Origin of the sequence: Brachybacterium phenoliresistens (assembly GCF_039530785.1) — a bacterium.
GTDB classification, from domain to species: domain Bacteria; phylum Actinomycetota; class Actinomycetes; order Actinomycetales; family Dermabacteraceae; genus Brachybacterium; species Brachybacterium phenoliresistens.
Genome location: NZ_BAAAOW010000007.1, coordinates 38,701 through 54,059, shown reverse-complemented (window position 1 = coordinate 54,059; position 15,359 = coordinate 38,701). Strand labels below are relative to the sequence as shown.

Here is a 15,359-nt window from a genome sequence, read left to right as displayed (position 1 = left end):
TCGGGGGCGGCTCAGCCGAGCATGTCCCCGGGCTTCGCCCACGGCGGGGTGCCGCCGGCGCGATGCCCGCCCTGCTGTCCCTGCTGGGACTGCTGGGCCTGCTGGGCGGCGCGCTGGGCGGCCTCGGCCTGGGAGCGGGCCTGGTCGCGGCGGGCCGACTCCTGGGCGTGGCGCGCCTGCTCGGCGGCGCGCTGCGCGCTGACGACGGCGTCCTTGTCGGCCTCGCCGTCGGCGTCGTGCGCCGCCTGCGCCTGCAGCATGGCGGTGCGGATCTCGTCGCCCATCGAGCCGACGGTGCCGGGGTTCGAGGGCAGGAACAGGACGTTGGAGCGGCCGTTGCGGGCCACGTCCTGCATGGTGTCGAAGTACTGGGTCATCAGCAGCAGCTGCTCGGCGGAGTGCTCGATGCCGACCTTGCGGAGCATCTCGTACTGCTCGGCGATGCCCATGGCGATCGCCTTGCGCTGGGCGGCGACGCCCTCACCCTGGAGGCGCTTGGACTCGGCCTCGGCCTCCGCCTGGGTGACGCGCTTGATCTTGTCGGCCTCGGCGAGGGACTGCGCGGCCACGCGGTCGCGCTGGGCGGCGTTGATCGAGTTCATCGAGTCACGCACGCGCTGGTCCGGCGAGATGTCCTGGACCAGGGTGTTGACGATGTTGAAGCCGAACTCCTGCATGCGCGCGGAGAGGGTCTCCTCGACGTTGCGGGCGATGTCGTCCTTGGACTCGAAGGCCGCGTCGAGGTTCAGGCCCGACAGCGCCGAGCGGACCGTGTCGAACACGTAGGAGCGGATCTGCGCCTCGGGGTTGGACAGCCGGTAGTAGGCGTCCACGACCTGGTTCTCGCGGATCACGTACTGGACCGCGACCGGCACGTTGACGAACACGTTGTCCTTGGTCTTGGACTCGATGTTCACCTCGAGCTGCTGGATGCGCAGCGAGATGGGGCGCGTGGTGGTCTCGATGAAGGGGGTCTTCATGTTCAGGCCGGGCCCGGCGACCTTCTTGAACTTGCCGAAGCGCTCGACGATCACCATCTCCTGCGTGTGGACGGTGAAGAAGATGCTGGTGCGGAGCCCGCCGAACAGCAGGCCTCCCACGATGATGAGCGCGATCACGAGGATCACGGCGATGACGAGGAATGCGATGATGCCGCCGTCCACGGGTACTCCCTTGGGTCGTCGGGTCGATGGTTGTGATCCAGGCTACCAACGGTGCATCGCCGCAGGCCCCGCCGAACGTCGATGATCTGCTGCGGGCTCGCGGGCTCGCGGGGGCGCGGGCTCGCGGGGGCGCGTCGGCCGGGCCGGGTCAGCGCTGCAGCCGCGGCCCGCCGGTCAGCCCCAGCTCCGCCTCGATGCGCCGGGCGATCCGGTGCGGCGGGACGACCGGGGCGTAGCGGCGCAGCACCTTCCCCTCGGGGGAGACGAGGAACTTGGTGAAGTTCCAGGTGATGCGGCCGCCGATGACGCCGGAGCGCTGCGAGGTCAGCCACCGCCACAGCGGATGGGCCCGGGGGCCGTTGACGTCGACCTTGGAGAACAGCGGGAAGGTGACGTCGTAGGAGGTCGTGCAGAACTCGGCGATCTCGTCGTCGTCGCCGGGCTCCTGCAGGAACTGGGCGCTGGGGAACCCCAGGACGGTGAAGCCGTGGTCGCGGTAGGCCAGCTGCAGACGCTGGAGATCCTCGTACTGCGGGGTGAACAGGCAGCGCGAGGCGGTGTTGACCACCAGGAGCACCTTCCCGCGGTACGCGGAGAGGTCCTGCTCCTCGCCGTCGATGGTGGTCGCGGTGAAGCTGTGGAGGGTCGGCCCGGCATCATGCGCCGTCCGTGATCGGTCCATGTGCCCTCTCTCCTCGTCCGGCCCTGCCCGGGTCCGTGCCGCTGACGTCGAGGCACCGGGGGCGGTGCCGTCCATCACATCGTAGGCGGCGGCCCTGCACATCCCCCGGACGTGTGGTGTGCGCGAGCCTGGAACGCCCGGGGCCCGGGCGCAGGCGCGGGCGGGCATGCCGGTGCGCCCGGGCGGAGGCCCGGGGGCGGCAGAGGGGACGGAGAGCTCAGGAGAGGAGGGTCAGTACGGCGGGGGCTGGCTGTCCCGGATGGCGTCCTGCACCGCGCGGACGGGCGCGTGGAACTCCTCGAGCGCCTGGTGGTGCAGATGGTCGCGGAATTCGGGGACCGTCTCGGGGGTGGCGAGATCGGTGTTGTCGGGGATGTCCACGGTGAGATCGACGCCGATCCTCCATCGCGTCGCCCCCGCGACCTGACGAATCGGGTCGACGGATTCCTCGGTCTAGAGGCGATGGTGGGTGGTGCAGAGATCGTGGAGATTCTCGGGGGTGGTCATCCCGCCTTTCGCGGGACGCCTGTGATCGTATTCCTCGATATGGTCCACCTCGTACCACCCGCTCGAGGGCCTGCCGCATCCCGGCATCGCGCACAGCGGGGTCTTCAGGTGCGTCAGCTCGATCATGGCCGCCGTGGGCGTGTACCGCGCGGGCGGGGTGTTCAGGAACGTGCCGGTGACGGGATCGGTCAGCACGCGATGCCAGTCGTCGCTGCGCCCGGCGATCGCCCGGGCCGTCGCCGCGTCCACGGGCACGTCGCCCTCGAGCAGGCCCGGTGCGTTGGAGCGACCCATCAGCGTCAGCGCGGGGACGGTGAGGTTGACCCGCCGCCGCGGGGAGGGCACGTGCACGCCGCCGGTCTCGATCCGGGAATGGACGAGGATCGCGTAGCGCAGCTGTGCCAGGGACATCGGCATGCCCGTGCCCTCGACCTGGGCGTCGAGGTCGAAGGGGATCTTGTCGGCGCCGCCGGCCAGGGCGTGGCGCTGGGCGTCCTGCACGGCGCGGGCCCCGCGGTTCAGCCGGTCGATGACGTCGATGATCTCCGGGGTCGGGCCGGTGATCTCGAGGGTCGTGGTGCCCTCCACGAGATCCGGGTCCCGCCAGGTCACGGTGCGCTGCCGGGCGGGGTCCGGCGCGGGGCGGCGGTCCTGGGCCAGGGCCGTGACCAGCAGCCTCAGGCGGCGGCGGAAGCCGGCGACGGGGAGGGTCGGCAGCGACCAGCTGCTGACGGCCCGGTCGACCTCCTCGAGGATCGCTGCGGGGAGGTCCCGGGTGTGGCTGAGGATGCGGGGTGAACCAGGCCGCGGGGAGGTCTGCGGCCTCCAGCCGGGCCAGGGTCCGCGGGAAGGACGTCACGGCGGTGTGGGCCTGGGCGATCAGGCGGCGGGCCCGGGGGATGTCGCAGCGCAGCGCGACGGCGCAGGCGGCCTCGGCGGTGGCCTGCTCCGACGCCGCGGCCCGGGGGTGCAGGGTCGAGGGGTCCACGTGGAACCGGTCCAGGTCCCGCAGGCGCTGCGCGTGGGCGCGGGCCTCGGCGGCGGTCGAGGCCAGCAGCGCTGCGGCCCGCGGGGAGATCGGGGCGGAGGGGACGATCCCGCCTCGGGCCGGGGCGGGGTCCGGCGCGGTGCGCTCGAGGGACGGCAGGGCCGGCTGGGTCGAGCGGGCGCCGGAGGGGCCGGCGGCGGGCAGAGCCGCGGCGGACAGGGGCGCGGCGGGAGGCGCGGGCGGGCCGGCGGCGCGAGAGCCCGGGTCCGGGGGATCGTGGGGAGCGGAGGAGTTCTCCTGGAGCATGGAGCGTGGCACCTCCCTCACAAGGGTGAGGGTGAACGGGAGGAACGGAGAATATTCGACGGGGCGCGGGAGAAATGGCGACAGGGGTGTCGAGGGACGTCATCGTCACCATTCAGGGTTCCGCATCCTGCGCTTCTTCTGCGGCCCCCTGGAGTGCTCTCCATAATACTCCCCGCACCGCCGCGTTTCCACCCATATCGGACATCGGCGGCGATTTTGTGGACAACTCTGCAGGGGGAGGAGGAGCGGAATCCTCACACCAGATCGGCGGCCCCCCGCAGCACGTCCAGGCCGATGGGCCCCGCGGTCACCGAGCCGTAGCTGCCCTTCTCCACGAAGACGGCCAGGGCCAGGTCGCCCTGCGCGACGATCACCCAGGAGTGCAGGCTCAGCGCGCCCTCGCCGTCGATCCACTCGGCGGTCCCCGTCTTGCCGATCACGGGATCGCCGGGCAGGTCTCGGAAGTCGTCGAGGCTGCCGTGCTCGACGACGCCGCCCAGCAGGCCGCGCAGCTGCTCGGCCTCCGCCGCCGTCAGCGGCACGGCCGGGGCGGGGGCGGCGGGCTCGGCGTCGGTGAGGATCCGCGGGGCGACCGTCTCGCCGCGGACCACGCTCGCCAGCACCACGGCCATCGTCAGCGGGGAGGCGAGCACCTGGCCCTGGCCCATCATCGCCGCGGCATGCTCGGTGGTGCTGTTCGGGGTCCCGACGGCGCCCATGTAGGCGTCCAGCCCCTCGGGCTCCTCCTGCCCGACGCCGAGCGCGGCGGCGGCCTCGGCCAGCGCCTCCTGGGAGACGCGGTCGTGCTGGAGCAGCAGCGCCGTGTTGCAGGAGTGGGCGATGACGTCCGACAGCGGCAGCGGCCCGAACAGCCCGGGGTCCAGGGAGTCGGCGTTCTTGAAGGAGCGGCCGTCGACGACGGCCCGTTCGGGGCACTGCAGGACCGTGTCGGGAGTGTCGCCGGCGCGCAGCAGCGACAGCGCGGTGACGGTCTTGAACGTCGAGCCGGGCGCGTACCGGCCCACGAGGCCGATGGGGTACTCCTGGGTCCGCGGGCCCAGGGCGGCGGCCAGCAGCTCCCCGGTCGAGGGGCGCAGCGCGACCACGGCGCTGGGCGCCTCGGTCCCGGCGAGGCGCTCGGTGGCGAGGTCCTGCAGCTTAAGGTCGAGGCTGATGGCCACCTCGGTGCCGTCGACGGGGTCGCGGCGGTGCAGCTCGCGGGAGCGGTCGGCGTCGGGGTCCGTGGCCAGCACCTTCGCTCCCGGCGTGCCGAGGATCTGGTCGCGCCGCGCGGCGACGACCCCGCCGGTGCCCACCAGGTCCCCGGCCTGCAGGGACGGGTCCTCGGCGAGGTCCTCGGCGCTCGCCTCGCGCAGGGAGCCCAGCACGCCGGGGGCGATGCCGCGGCGCACGGACAGCGGCCGGGTCTGCTCGACCTCGTGGTAGCCGGGCAGCTGGGCGGCCTCGTCGAGCCGCCGCTCCTGCGCCTCCTCGACGCGGACGGTGAGCGCGGGGACGAAGGCCTGCGGGCCCGAGTCGGCGACGGTCCCGGCGTAGCGGTCGGCGTCGATGCCCAGCAGCGCGGCGAGGTCGCGGGCGGCGCCGTCCTGCTCGGCGGGATCGAGGGCGGTCTTGTCGATCCCGACGACGAGCACCTGCCGCGGGCCCAGCAGCTCGGTACCGCGGCGGTCCCGCACCCGGCCGAGCTCCGGGGCGATGCTGCGCAGCTCGAGGTGCTCGCGCTCGCCGAGCCCGGAGGCGTACGTCGCGGGGGACAGGCGCGCCTGCCACCCCTCGTCGCCGCGCACGAGGGCGGCGCCCGCCTCGACCTCCCAGGGCTCGGGGAACCCGGGAAGGGTCCAGGACCAGCGCAGGGACAGCTCGCGGCGGCCGTCGGACTCGGGGGCGAGGTCGTGCGCGGAGAGCTCGACCTCCGCGCCGTCGAGGGCGAGCAGGGGGCCGATGATGCGCTCGCGCTCCTGCGCGGCGGCGTCCGGGTCCGCGAGAGGTGCGGCGGAGAAGTCCCCCGAGCGGAGGGCGGCCAGGAGCGCATCGGCCTCGGCGGTGCCGTCGCCGCCGCGGGTGAGCAGGAGGGCGCCGCCGGCGCCGGCGGCCGCGACGAGGCCGGCGCCGAGGACGAGACGGCGGGCGAGGCGGGGACGATCACGGGTCATGGGCGAAGCCTTCCGGAGCCGGCGCGATCCGTCCAATAGGTACGGACGTGCCGGGAATGCACCCTGCAGATATGACGCCAGGTCAGGACAGGAATGCGTCGACCTCGGCGCGGGTGGGGGCCGTCGCGGGGCCGCGGCGGGTCACCTTGATCGCGGCGGCGGCGTTGGCCCGGGTGGCCGCGCTCTCCCAATCGGCGCCCAGGGCGCGCTCGGCCAGCAGCACCCCGGTGTGGGTGTCGCCGGCCCCGTTGGTGTCGATCGGGGTCTGCGGGAAGCCGGGGATGCGGGTGCCGCGCCCGTGGTGGAAGACGATGCAGCCCTCGGCGCCGTCGCGCACGATCACCGCTCCGCGGCGGCCGATGCGGCGGCGCAGCGCGGCGGGAGTGTCCTGCAGCGAGTCCAGCCCGGTGGTCGCCCGGGCCTCGTCGGCGTTGGAGGTCCACACGCTCGTGCACGCGAGCACCCGGTCCTGCAGCGCTCGGGGGAACTGCGCGAAGGGCGCGCCCGGGTCCAGGACGACGTCCACGTCCTCGGGCAGGGATTCGAGGAAGTCGAGCAGGGGGTCCCGGGTCGGCTCGAACAGGCTGTAGCCGGAGACGCAGACGAGGTCGCCGGCCTGCGGCTCCAGGCGGGCGAAGGACTCCGCGCTGACCCGGCGCTCGGCGCCGAAGGTGGTCACGAAGGTCCGCTCCGCCGAGGACTCGACGAGGACCAGGCAGGTGCCGGTGTCGGCATCGGGGACGGGCAGATCGGCCACGGCCACGCCCTCGGCGGCCAGCGTCTCGAGGATCAGATCGGCGCGGGGGCCGGTGCCGTAGGCCCCGCCGTGGACGGCCGTGGCCCCCGAGCGGGCCGCCGCGACCAGGACGTTCACCGCCCCTCCGGCGTAGCGGGACTCCCGTGTGGCGTTCACGTTGCTGCCGCGCTCGGGCAGAGCCGGAACCTCGACGACGACGTCCACCAGGGCCTGAGCGGTGTGCAGCACACGGGGCATGGGGCCAGTGTAGGGGCCTCACCGGGAGGAGCGGAGCTCTCCGACCAGCGCCGCGGCGATCTCGCCGATGCCGTCGTCGACCGCGGGCAGCAGCCGTCCGATCTCGAGGCTCTCGGTGAGCACGCAGACGGCGATCGGCACCTCGCCCTCATGCATCACCAGGGCGCTCTCGTGACGGAACGGACCCCAGGTCCCGGTGCGTCCCGCGACCCGGGCGCCGGGGTGGTCGAAGGCGCTGGTGATGCGGCTGCGCTGGACCAGCCGGCCCATCGTGCCGATCACCAGCTCGGTGTCCGCCGGGCCGGCGAGACGACCCTGCCACAGGGCCGTCAGCAGGCGCAGCTGGTCGGAGGCGGTGGTGGTCGAGCCGAGCACCGCGTCGGAGGCGGCCTCGGCGAGCAGCGAGTCGTCCCGGTCCGTGCCGGTGCCGCTCCCGCCGGTGCGGCGCGCGGAGACGGCCGCGGCGACCGTCTGCGCGGTGGTGCCCACGGCGGTCGAGGTCATCCCGGCCTCGCGGGCGACCGCGTCGAGGGCCGGGATGCCCGTACGGCGCAGGATCACCTGCGCCGCGGTGTTGTCCGAGCCCACCAGCATGGAGCGCAGCAGATCGCGCCAGCTCAGGGTCACGGGGTCGCCCAGCAGGGACAGGCCCGCCCCGCCGGGCACGCGGTCCGCCGCGGTGACGGTCACGCGCTCGGACGGATCGAGGCCGGGGACGCGCAGCAGGGCCAGGGCCGCGAGGGTCTTGTAGAGGGAGGCGCCCGGCCAGGGCTCCTGAGACCGATGGGCGAGCACGGGGCCCGTGCCGTCGGCGCGCGCGGCGGCGACCGCGACGTCCACGCCCAGCCGGTCGGCGATCCGCAGCACGTCGCCCAGAGCCAGTGAACCGCCGGTCCCCGGGTCGCAGGGGCCCGGATCCGGCGCGCCCGGGACGGACGGCCCGCCTGCGGGGGTCGAGGGGTCAGGCATCGTGCACCCGTGCCAGGGTCGCGGCGGCCGCCGCGTGCACGGCGACCGTCGCGCGGTCCCGGGCCGTGCGGCGCAGCACGGCATGGAAGACGGCGGACGCCCGGTCGATCGGGAGGGAGCGCACGCGGACGCTCCCGGCGAGGGCCTCGGGCAGGACCGGCGCCTCCGTGCTGATGACCGCGTGGACGCGGCCGGCGGCCAGTCGTCCCAGGGCGGTGGCTTGCGGCATCGGCACGAGGTCCCCGCCCACGGCGAGACCGCGCAGCTCCCGGGCCAGCCGCGCGAGGAACGCCGCGGAGGCCTTCTCGTGCACGAGCGCGGTGGTTCTCGAGCGCGGGGCCTCGTGGCGCGCCTCCCACAGCAGGGCCGGGGCGGCGCCGCTGGCCCGCAGCCCCTCGGCGCGGAAGGGCGCGAGCACCACGGCGGGCAGGTCCGCCGCGCGGGCGCGCTGCAGGGCACCCTCGGTGGGGACGGGCTCGAGGTCGACGGCGAGCCCGGAGGCCTCTGCGTCCCGGACGATCGCGGCCGCCCACGCGCCCGGCAGGGCGGGATCCACGAGCAGGCGCACCGGGGCGAGCGCATGGTCGGCCGCGGCGGCCCGGACCTCCGCCACGGCCTGACGGGCCCGGCCGGCGGCCTCGCGCACCCGCGCCCCGGCCGGGGTGAGGACCGCGCCGGAGCTGGTGCGCTCCAGGAGCACGCAGCCCAGCTCCGCCTCGAGGCGCTTGATCGCCTGGGACATCGGCGGCTGGGCCATGCCCATGCGCTCCGCGGCGCGGCCGAAGTGCCCCTCCGAGGCCACCGCCTCGAACAGCTCCAGGTGCCGGATCAGGTCCATGCGGTCAGCCTAGGGCGCTCCTGCGGCCGCGGTCCGTGCCGTCACCGGGGAAGGGCGGGCAGGAGGTGAGAACGCCCTCGCCCGCGAAGAACCGCAATCGCCGGTGCCGGCGATCCCCGCGGGCCATACTCGTGCGATGGATTCTGTCGCCGCATGGCTCGCCGACCGAGGGGATCAGCTCTGGACGTGGGTCGTCCTGCCGATCGTGGTCGTCCTCGGCCTGTACCTGACCCTCCGATCCGGGCTGGTCCAGCTCCGGCTGCTGCCGGAGATGCTCCGCACCCTGGGCGACCGCACGCCGCGGGACGAGTCGGGGGCCCCGCAGTCGGTGTCCTCCTTCCAGGCGTTCACGATCTCGGCCGCATCCCGGGTCGGCACCGGGAACATCGCCGGGGTCGCCACGGCGATCGCCGTGGGCGGCGCGGGCGCCGTGTTCTGGATGTGGCTGATGGCCTTCATCGGCGCGGCCTCGGCGTTCGCGGAATCCACCCTCGCGCAGCTGTTCAAGGTCCCCGACCGCGACGGCTTCCGCGGCGGGCCGGCCTACTACATGCAGCACGGCCTGAGGGCGCGGTGGCTGGGCGTGGTGTTCGCCGTGATCCTCATCGTCTGCTTCCCCTTCGCGTTCAGCTCGCTGCAGGCCAACACCATCTCCGCCTCGATGGGCGGCGCCGTGTCATCGCTGACCGGCGGCGAGGAGCTGCGGTGGCTGCCGTGGGTCTCCGGCCTCGTCGTCGCGGTGCTCACAGGCCTGGTCGTCTTCGGCGGGGTGCGTCGCATCGCCTCGGTGACGCAGGCGGTCGTGCCGGTGATGGCGCTGGCCTATCTGCTGCTGGGCCTCGCGGTGGTGGCCGTGTCCTGGCGCGAGATCCCCGACGCGCTCTCGGCGATCATCACCGGAGCCTTCGGGTACAACCAGGTCGTCGGCGCGACCTTCGGGTACGTCGTGCTGACCGGGATCAAGCGCGGCATGTTCTCCAACGAGGCCGGCCTGGGATCGGCCCCGAACGCGGGGGCGAGCGCCGCGGTCACCCACCCGGTCAAGCAGGGGCTGGTGCAGTCGCTGGGGGTGTACTTCGACACCTTCCTGGTCTGCTCGATCACCGCGTTCATCATCCTCACCGGCGTCCCCGACCTGGCCTCCGCGCCCCTCGGCGTCGATCTCACCCAGGCGGCGCTCGCGAGCACGCTGGGCCAGTGGTCGCTCACCGCGCTCGCCGCGATCGTCTTCCTGCTCGCGTTCAGCTCGATCATCGGCAACTACTACTACGGCGAGGCGTCGATCGAGTTCATCTCCACCCGGCGCCGGGTGCTGCATGCCTACCGCGCGCTCGTGGTCGTCTCCGTGTTCACCGGGTCGGTGCTCTCGGCCGATGTGGTGTGGAGCTTCGCCGACGCCGCGATGGGGTTCATGGCGATCACCAACCTCGTGGCGCTCGCGCTGCTGTCCGGCCTGGTGCTCGCCCTGCTGCGCGACTACGTCCAGCAGCGCCGGGAGGGCGTGGACCCGGTGTTCACGCGCGACCGCCTGCCGGGCGTCCCGGGCATCGCCTGCTGGAAGGACGCCCGCAGCGTCACGGGACCGATCCCGGTGCCGCGCATCCGCTGACCTCCCGCGGCGTCGCCCGCCGAGGCGTGCGGGCGGGGCGCGGGGATCAGAGCGCGGCGGCGACCTCGACGGCCTGGCGGATGGCGCGCTGGGCATCGAGCTGCGCGGCCCGCTCCGCGCCGCCGATGACGTGGACGGCGGGGCCGTCGGCGAGGGCGGCGAGCTCATCGGCGAGGTCCCGCACGGACTCCTGCCCGGCGCACAGCACAACGGTGTCGACCTCGAGCAGCGTCTCGGCGCCGTCCTCGCGGATCCGCAGGCCCTCCGGGGCCAGACCCAGGTACTCGACGCCCACGTGCTGGCGCACCCCGGCGTGGCGCAGCTCGGCCCGATGCACCCAGCCGGTGGTGCGGCCCAGGCCCGCCCCGATGCGCGTGGTGCTGCGCTGCAGCAGGTGGACCTCCCGGCCGGAGGGGGCCGTGGTCGGCGCGGGCCCGCCCTTCTCGCGCGGCTGCAGCCCGCCGCGATGCTGCGCGGGATCGCCGATGCCCCAGCGCTCGCGCCACGCCTCGACGTCCAGGGTGAAGGAGGGGGTGGGGGCCGTGAGGAACTCGGCGACGTCGACGCCGATCCCGCCGGCGCCGATGATCGCGACCCGGTTGCCGGCCGTGGCCTCCCCGGACAGCAGCTGCGCGTAGGACACGACCACGGGCCCTCCCTCGGCCGCGGGGGCGAGCTCGACCTCCCGCGGCCGCACGCCGGTCGCCACGATCACCGTGTCGAAGCCGGCGAGGTCCTCGGCCCGGGCCCGCACGCCCAGCCGCACGCCGACGCCCGCGGCCAGCAGGCGGGCCCGCCACGACTCGAGCGCCTGGGCGTAGTCCTCCTTGCCGGGGATCCGGGCGGCCAGCAGGAACTGCCCGCCGAGCTCCTCGCTCGCCTCGAACAGCGTCACGTGATGCCCGCGGGAGGCGGCGGCGACGGCGGCCTCGAGACCCGCGGGGCCGCCGCCGACCACCGCCACGCGGCGCGCGCGGTGCGCGGGGACCGGCACCAGGCGCAGCGCGGTCTCGTGGGCGGCGCGCGGGTTGACCAGGCAGCTGGCGCCCTCGCCCACGAACACGCGGTCCAGGCAGGACTGGTTGCAGGCGATGCAGGCCACGACCTCGCGGGCCCGATGCGCGGCGAGCTTGTTCGGCAGCTCCGGATCGGCGAGGAAGGGGCGGGCCATGGAGATGAGGTCCGCCTCGCCGCGGGCGAGGACCTGCTCGGCCAGCGCCGGGTCGTGGACGCGGTTCGAGGCGACCACCGGCACGTCCACCGCGGCGCGCAGGCGAGCGGTGACCGGCACGAAGGCGCCGCGGGGCACGGAGGTGGCGATGGTGGGCACGCGCGCCTCGTGCCAGCCGATGCCGGTGGAGAGCACATCGGCCCCCGCGGCGACCAGGCCCTGGGCGAGGTCGAGGGTCTCCTCCCAGGTCTGCCCGTCCTCCACGAGGTCCAGCAGGGAGATGCGGTAGCTCAGCAGGCGATCGGCGCCGAGCGCCTCGCGCACGGCCGCGGCGACCGCGAGCGGCAGGGCGCGGCGCCCGGCGGCGTCCCCGCCCCAGGCGTCGCGGCGGCGGTTGGTGCGCGGCGCGGCGAACTGGTTGAGCAGGTAGCCCTCCGAGCCCATGATCTCCACGCCGTCGTAGCCGGCCTCCCGGGCGCGCCGCGCCGTGGCCGCGTAGGCGCGGATCAGCCGGCCGATGCCCCAGCGGCTCATCCGCCGCGCACGGATCGGGGAGATCGGCGCGCGGGTGGAGGAGGCGGAGACCGCCAGGGGATGCGCGGCGTAGCGCCCCGCGTGGAGGATCTGGAGGAGGATCCGGCCGTCGTGCTCGTGGACCGCCCGGGTGACCAGGCGGTGGCGCTCCGCGAGGCGGCCGTCGAACACCCGCGAGTGCGCGGTGAGGCGGCCGGAGAGGTCCGGGGAGAACCCTCCGGTGACGATCAGCCCCGCCCCGCCGCGCGCCCGCTCGGCCAGGAACTCCGCCAGGCGCGGCACGTCCTCGGCGCGATCCTCGAGACCGGTGTGCATGGAGCCCATGACCAGCCGGTTGCGGACGGTGAACGGCCCCAGGTCCAGCGGCGAGAGCAGGCGGCGGGGCGATGCCGGGAACGCCGAGGGCGCGGTGGGCGCCGAGGCGGGGAAGGGCGCGGGGGTCGGCGACGGTGCAGACATGCCGTGATTGTGCCAGCCCGAGCTGACCGGTGGGTAACTTACGGTCGGTCCCACCCCCGCCGCCCCCGCTGCGCAGCAGTCCCGCGAGCACGGCGGGCGTGTGCACGAACGGCGGCCTCAGGTCCTTGAGCCAGGCAATTGCCTGGCTCGCGGCTCTCAGACCGCCGATCGTGCACACCGCCGACCCCTAAACAGGTGCCCCGCCGCCCCGCCCTCTCGGCGACCAGCAGGTTCGAGGGGCAAGCGCACCCCGGAAAATCCGTCGACGTCGCCGGTGGGAGCGTGGTGTGCTTCGGGCATGAACCTCACCGTGCGCCCCCTGGACCTCGCCTCCGACGCCGACATCGCGCAGGTCAACGCCCTGGACGAGGCGTGCGACCGGGCGCTGTTCGGCGGCGAGGAGCGCTTCACCGTCGCGCAGTCGCGGGCGCGGCTGCAGCCCAGCCCGTACTGGGAGCGGGGGCACTGGGCGGCGGTGCTCGAGTCGCTGGAGGGCGGGGAGAGCATCGTCGGCTACGCCGCGATCACCGTGCCCCTGGCCGAGAACCTCGACCAGGTGTTCGTGGACCTGTCCGTGCACCCGGCGCATCGCGGCGGCGGCATCGGCACCGCGCTCGTGCGCGAGGCGCTCGTCCCGGCGATCCGCGAGACGGGCCGGCCCGTGGTCGCCGCCTGGGGCTCGATCCCCGCGGACGGGGACCCGGACGATCCGCAGCTGCCCGCGAACCGCCTGGCCTCGACCTTCGGGCTCGCCCGCAAGAACGTCGCTGTGTGTCGCGTGCTCGACCTGCCGCTGCGACCCGAGCTGCTGGACGAGCTGGCCGCGCAGGCCGCGGAGAAGATCGGCGAGTACCGCGTGCTCGCCTTCGAGGACGAGATCCCCGAGGAGCACCTCGCCGCCTACGGCGTGCTGCTGCACCAGCTGGACCTCGACGACCCCGACGAGGACCTCGAGTACGAGGCCGCGGACTACACCCCGGAGCGGATCCGCATCGCCGAGCAGCGCCGCCGGGACGCCGGCACGCGCGAGATCATCGCCGTGGCCGTCGCCCCGGACGGCAGCTTCGCCGGGAACAGCGTCGTCGACTTCCACGCGGGCGAGGGGACGACCCTCGGCTGGCAGGAGAACACGCTGGTCATGCCGGAGCATCGGGGGCATCGGCTGGGGCTGGCGCTGAAGGTGGCCACGCATCGGCGCCTCGCGGCGGAGGCCCCGCACCTGGACCGGATCGCGACGTGGAACTCGCACGTCAACCCGTGGATGATCGCCATCAACGAGCAGCTCGGCTACCGGATCTCCCACCGGGAGGTGGCCTTCCAGGGGCGCCCCGCGCTCTGACCCTGCGACCGGCGCCGGCACCGCCCCGGCGGGGCCGGCGGCCCGATCCCCGGCGACGGCCGGGGAGCCGACACGCCCCCGGAGGTCCTTGCTCCGGGGGCGTCCCCGGCCTACATTGCGGCACATCGTGCAGATCGGACATCCCGGCCGCGGACCACGGCCCTCCGATGCGCACGGCGCGAGCGATGGGGGTCGCCATGGCGATGTGGGGCAAGCACATGCGCAGGCCGGTGCCGCCCTCCGGCAGCGGGCGGGGGGACCGGAGCCGCCCGGGGCACGGAAGCAGCCCGGGGCACGGGAGCGGCCCGGGGGAGGGGGACGGGCCGGGCGGTCGGCGGCGGGCTGCGGGCGGGGCCGGTCCCGTGATCGCCGCGCTGATCGCGGCGGCGGCGCTCGTGACCACCTGCGTCGTCCTCATCTCGGAGGAGGCCCTGGAGGTCCCGCTCCCTCCGCAGCAGCCGCCGGGCGCCGCCCCGACCTCCGGCCCGACGTCCGATCCGCCACGGCATCCTCCGTCGCACACCACGCGGATGGGCGAACGGACCCGCATCACCGGGGACATCAGCCCCAAGTCCGTGGTCGCGAGCCCCGACGGCCTGGTGATCGCGAACAACATGATGTACCGGCACAGCTCGACCGTGTACGACGCGAGCACGCTGGACCTCGTGGCGACCGTCCCGGACACGGTGGACCTGTCCCAGCACGGCTTCGAGGACCGCGCCGGGCGGACCCGGGGCGCCCCGGTCGAGGCGGCCTGGAGCCCCGACGGCCGCTACGCCTACGTCTCCCAGTACCGGCTGTACGGCCCGGGAGGCGGCGAGCCCGCGACCGACGACTGCCGCCACGGCGAGGGCATCGGCCGCAGCGCGGTGTACCGGATGGACGCGCAGACCCTCGCCTGGGACCAGGTGATCGAGGTGGGCCGCGTCCCGAAGTTCATCTCCGTGTCCCCGGACGGGAGCCGGGCGCTGGTCTCGAACTGGTGCGACAGCACGGTGTCGGTGCTGGATCTGGGGGCCGGCGTCGAGCTGCGGCAGATCCCGGTCGACGCCGCCCCGCGCGGCAGCGTGATCCTGCCGGACAACCGCACCGCCTACGTCGCCGCGATGTATGCCGACGAGCTGTACCGGGTGGATCTCGTCGACGGCACCCATGAGCTCGTGCTCGAGACCGACCGCAAGCCGCGCCACCTGGTGCTCTCGCCCGATGCCGCGCGGATGTACCTCACCGAGTCCGGCTCCGACCGGCTGCTCGAGCTGGACACCGCCACCGGCGAGGTGCTGCGCGAGATGCCCACGGGCCGCGAGCCGCGGTCGATGGCGATCTCCCCGGACGGCACGGCGCTGTACATCGTGAACTACTACGAGGACACCGTCTCCAAGATCGACGTCGCCGCCTTCGCGGAGATCCAGCGCGAGGAGGTCGGCCACCACCCCATCGGCGTGACCTACGAGCCCCGCGAGGGCCGCGTCTGGGTGGCGAGCTACGGCGGCTCGATCGACGTCTTCGAGGACACCCTGCCGTCGTCCTCTGCATGAGACAGCAGATCACGAAAAGGTCACGGCCCTCATCTGCGGGGTGGCCCAGATATCGCCGTTCCTAGGGTTGCCAGCGTCCACAGCGCTC

12 protein-coding genes are annotated in these 15,359 nt (G+C 74.4%); 3 read left to right on the top strand and 9 right to left on the bottom strand.

All coding sequences use genetic code 11. The annotated features are described in order from the left end of the window. Positions 1 to 11: 11 nt before the first annotated feature. The 8 genes from ABD234_RS14285 to ABD234_RS14250 all read right to left on the bottom strand — a co-directional run bounded on the left by ABD234_RS14285 (position 12) and on the right by ABD234_RS14250 (position 8,621). Entirely contained in the window at positions 12 to 1,163 is a 1,152-nt protein-coding gene (locus tag ABD234_RS14285; RefSeq protein ID WP_038372136.1) for an SPFH domain-containing protein, read from the bottom strand. Positions 1,164 to 1,311: 148 nt separating this feature from the next. Next, positions 1,312 to 1,845 carry a glutathione peroxidase gene (locus tag ABD234_RS14280; protein ID WP_051486757.1) on the bottom strand — a complete coding sequence of 178 codons (534 nt, stop codon included), beginning with the start codon at positions 1,843 to 1,845 and terminating at the stop codon, positions 1,312 to 1,314. A gap of 231 nt (positions 1,846 to 2,076) precedes the next feature. Continuing rightward, on the bottom strand, positions 2,077 to 2,226 hold the full coding sequence (locus tag ABD234_RS14275) for a hypothetical protein (RefSeq protein ID WP_344357483.1): 150 nt from the start codon (positions 2,224 to 2,226) through the stop codon (positions 2,077 to 2,079). Positions 2,227 to 2,298: 72 nt separating this feature from the next. Beyond that, positions 2,299 to 2,964: an HNH endonuclease signature motif containing protein gene (locus ABD234_RS14270; protein WP_344357479.1), complete on the bottom strand. Its 666-nt coding sequence runs from the start codon at positions 2,962 to 2,964 to the stop codon at positions 2,299 to 2,301. A 936-nt stretch (positions 2,965 to 3,900) separates the two neighbouring features. After that, complete coding sequence (locus ABD234_RS14265; RefSeq protein ID WP_344357476.1) at positions 3,901 to 5,820, bottom strand: penicillin-binding transpeptidase domain-containing protein; 1,920 nt, start codon at positions 5,818 to 5,820, stop codon at positions 3,901 to 3,903. Between the two features lie 82 nt (positions 5,821 to 5,902). Then, a complete protein-coding gene (locus ABD234_RS14260) occupies positions 5,903 to 6,814 on the bottom strand; it encodes a PfkB family carbohydrate kinase (protein WP_344357473.1) in 912 nt (303 codons plus the stop codon). A gap of 18 nt (positions 6,815 to 6,832) precedes the next feature. Beyond that, a complete protein-coding gene (locus ABD234_RS14255) occupies positions 6,833 to 7,681 on the bottom strand; it encodes a serine hydrolase (protein WP_344357470.1) in 849 nt (282 codons plus the stop codon). A 94-nt stretch (positions 7,682 to 7,775) separates the two neighbouring features. Continuing rightward, on the bottom strand, positions 7,776 to 8,621 hold the full coding sequence (locus ABD234_RS14250) for a LysR family transcriptional regulator (RefSeq protein WP_344357467.1): 846 nt from the start codon (positions 8,619 to 8,621) through the stop codon (positions 7,776 to 7,778). Between the two features lie 136 nt (positions 8,622 to 8,757). Here ABD234_RS14250 and ABD234_RS14245 point away from each other — a divergent pair, with 136 nt between their 5' ends. Continuing rightward, positions 8,758 to 10,230, top strand: a complete 1,473-nt coding sequence (locus ABD234_RS14245) for an alanine/glycine:cation symporter family protein (RefSeq protein WP_344357464.1) — start codon at positions 8,758 to 8,760, stop codon at positions 10,228 to 10,230. 46 nt (positions 10,231 to 10,276) lie between these two features. Here the strand turns inward: ABD234_RS14245 and ABD234_RS14240 are convergent, their stop codons facing one another. After that, entirely contained in the window at positions 10,277 to 12,394 is a 2,118-nt protein-coding gene (locus ABD234_RS14240; protein WP_344357461.1) for an oxidoreductase, read from the bottom strand. Positions 12,395 to 12,692: 298 nt separating this feature from the next. On the opposite strand from ABD234_RS14240, the gene ABD234_RS14235 reads away from it, so the two are divergent. Both ABD234_RS14235 and ABD234_RS14230 read left to right on the top strand, forming a co-directional pair. Next, positions 12,693 to 13,733 carry a GNAT family N-acetyltransferase gene (locus tag ABD234_RS14235; protein WP_344357458.1) on the top strand — a complete coding sequence of 347 codons (1,041 nt, stop codon included), beginning with the start codon at positions 12,693 to 12,695 and terminating at the stop codon, positions 13,731 to 13,733. Positions 13,734 to 14,095: 362 nt separating this feature from the next. Further along, positions 14,096 to 15,271: a YncE family protein gene (locus ABD234_RS14230; protein WP_344357455.1), complete on the top strand. Its 1,176-nt coding sequence runs from the start codon at positions 14,096 to 14,098 to the stop codon at positions 15,269 to 15,271. The last annotated feature ends 88 nt before the right edge of the window (positions 15,272 to 15,359 follow it).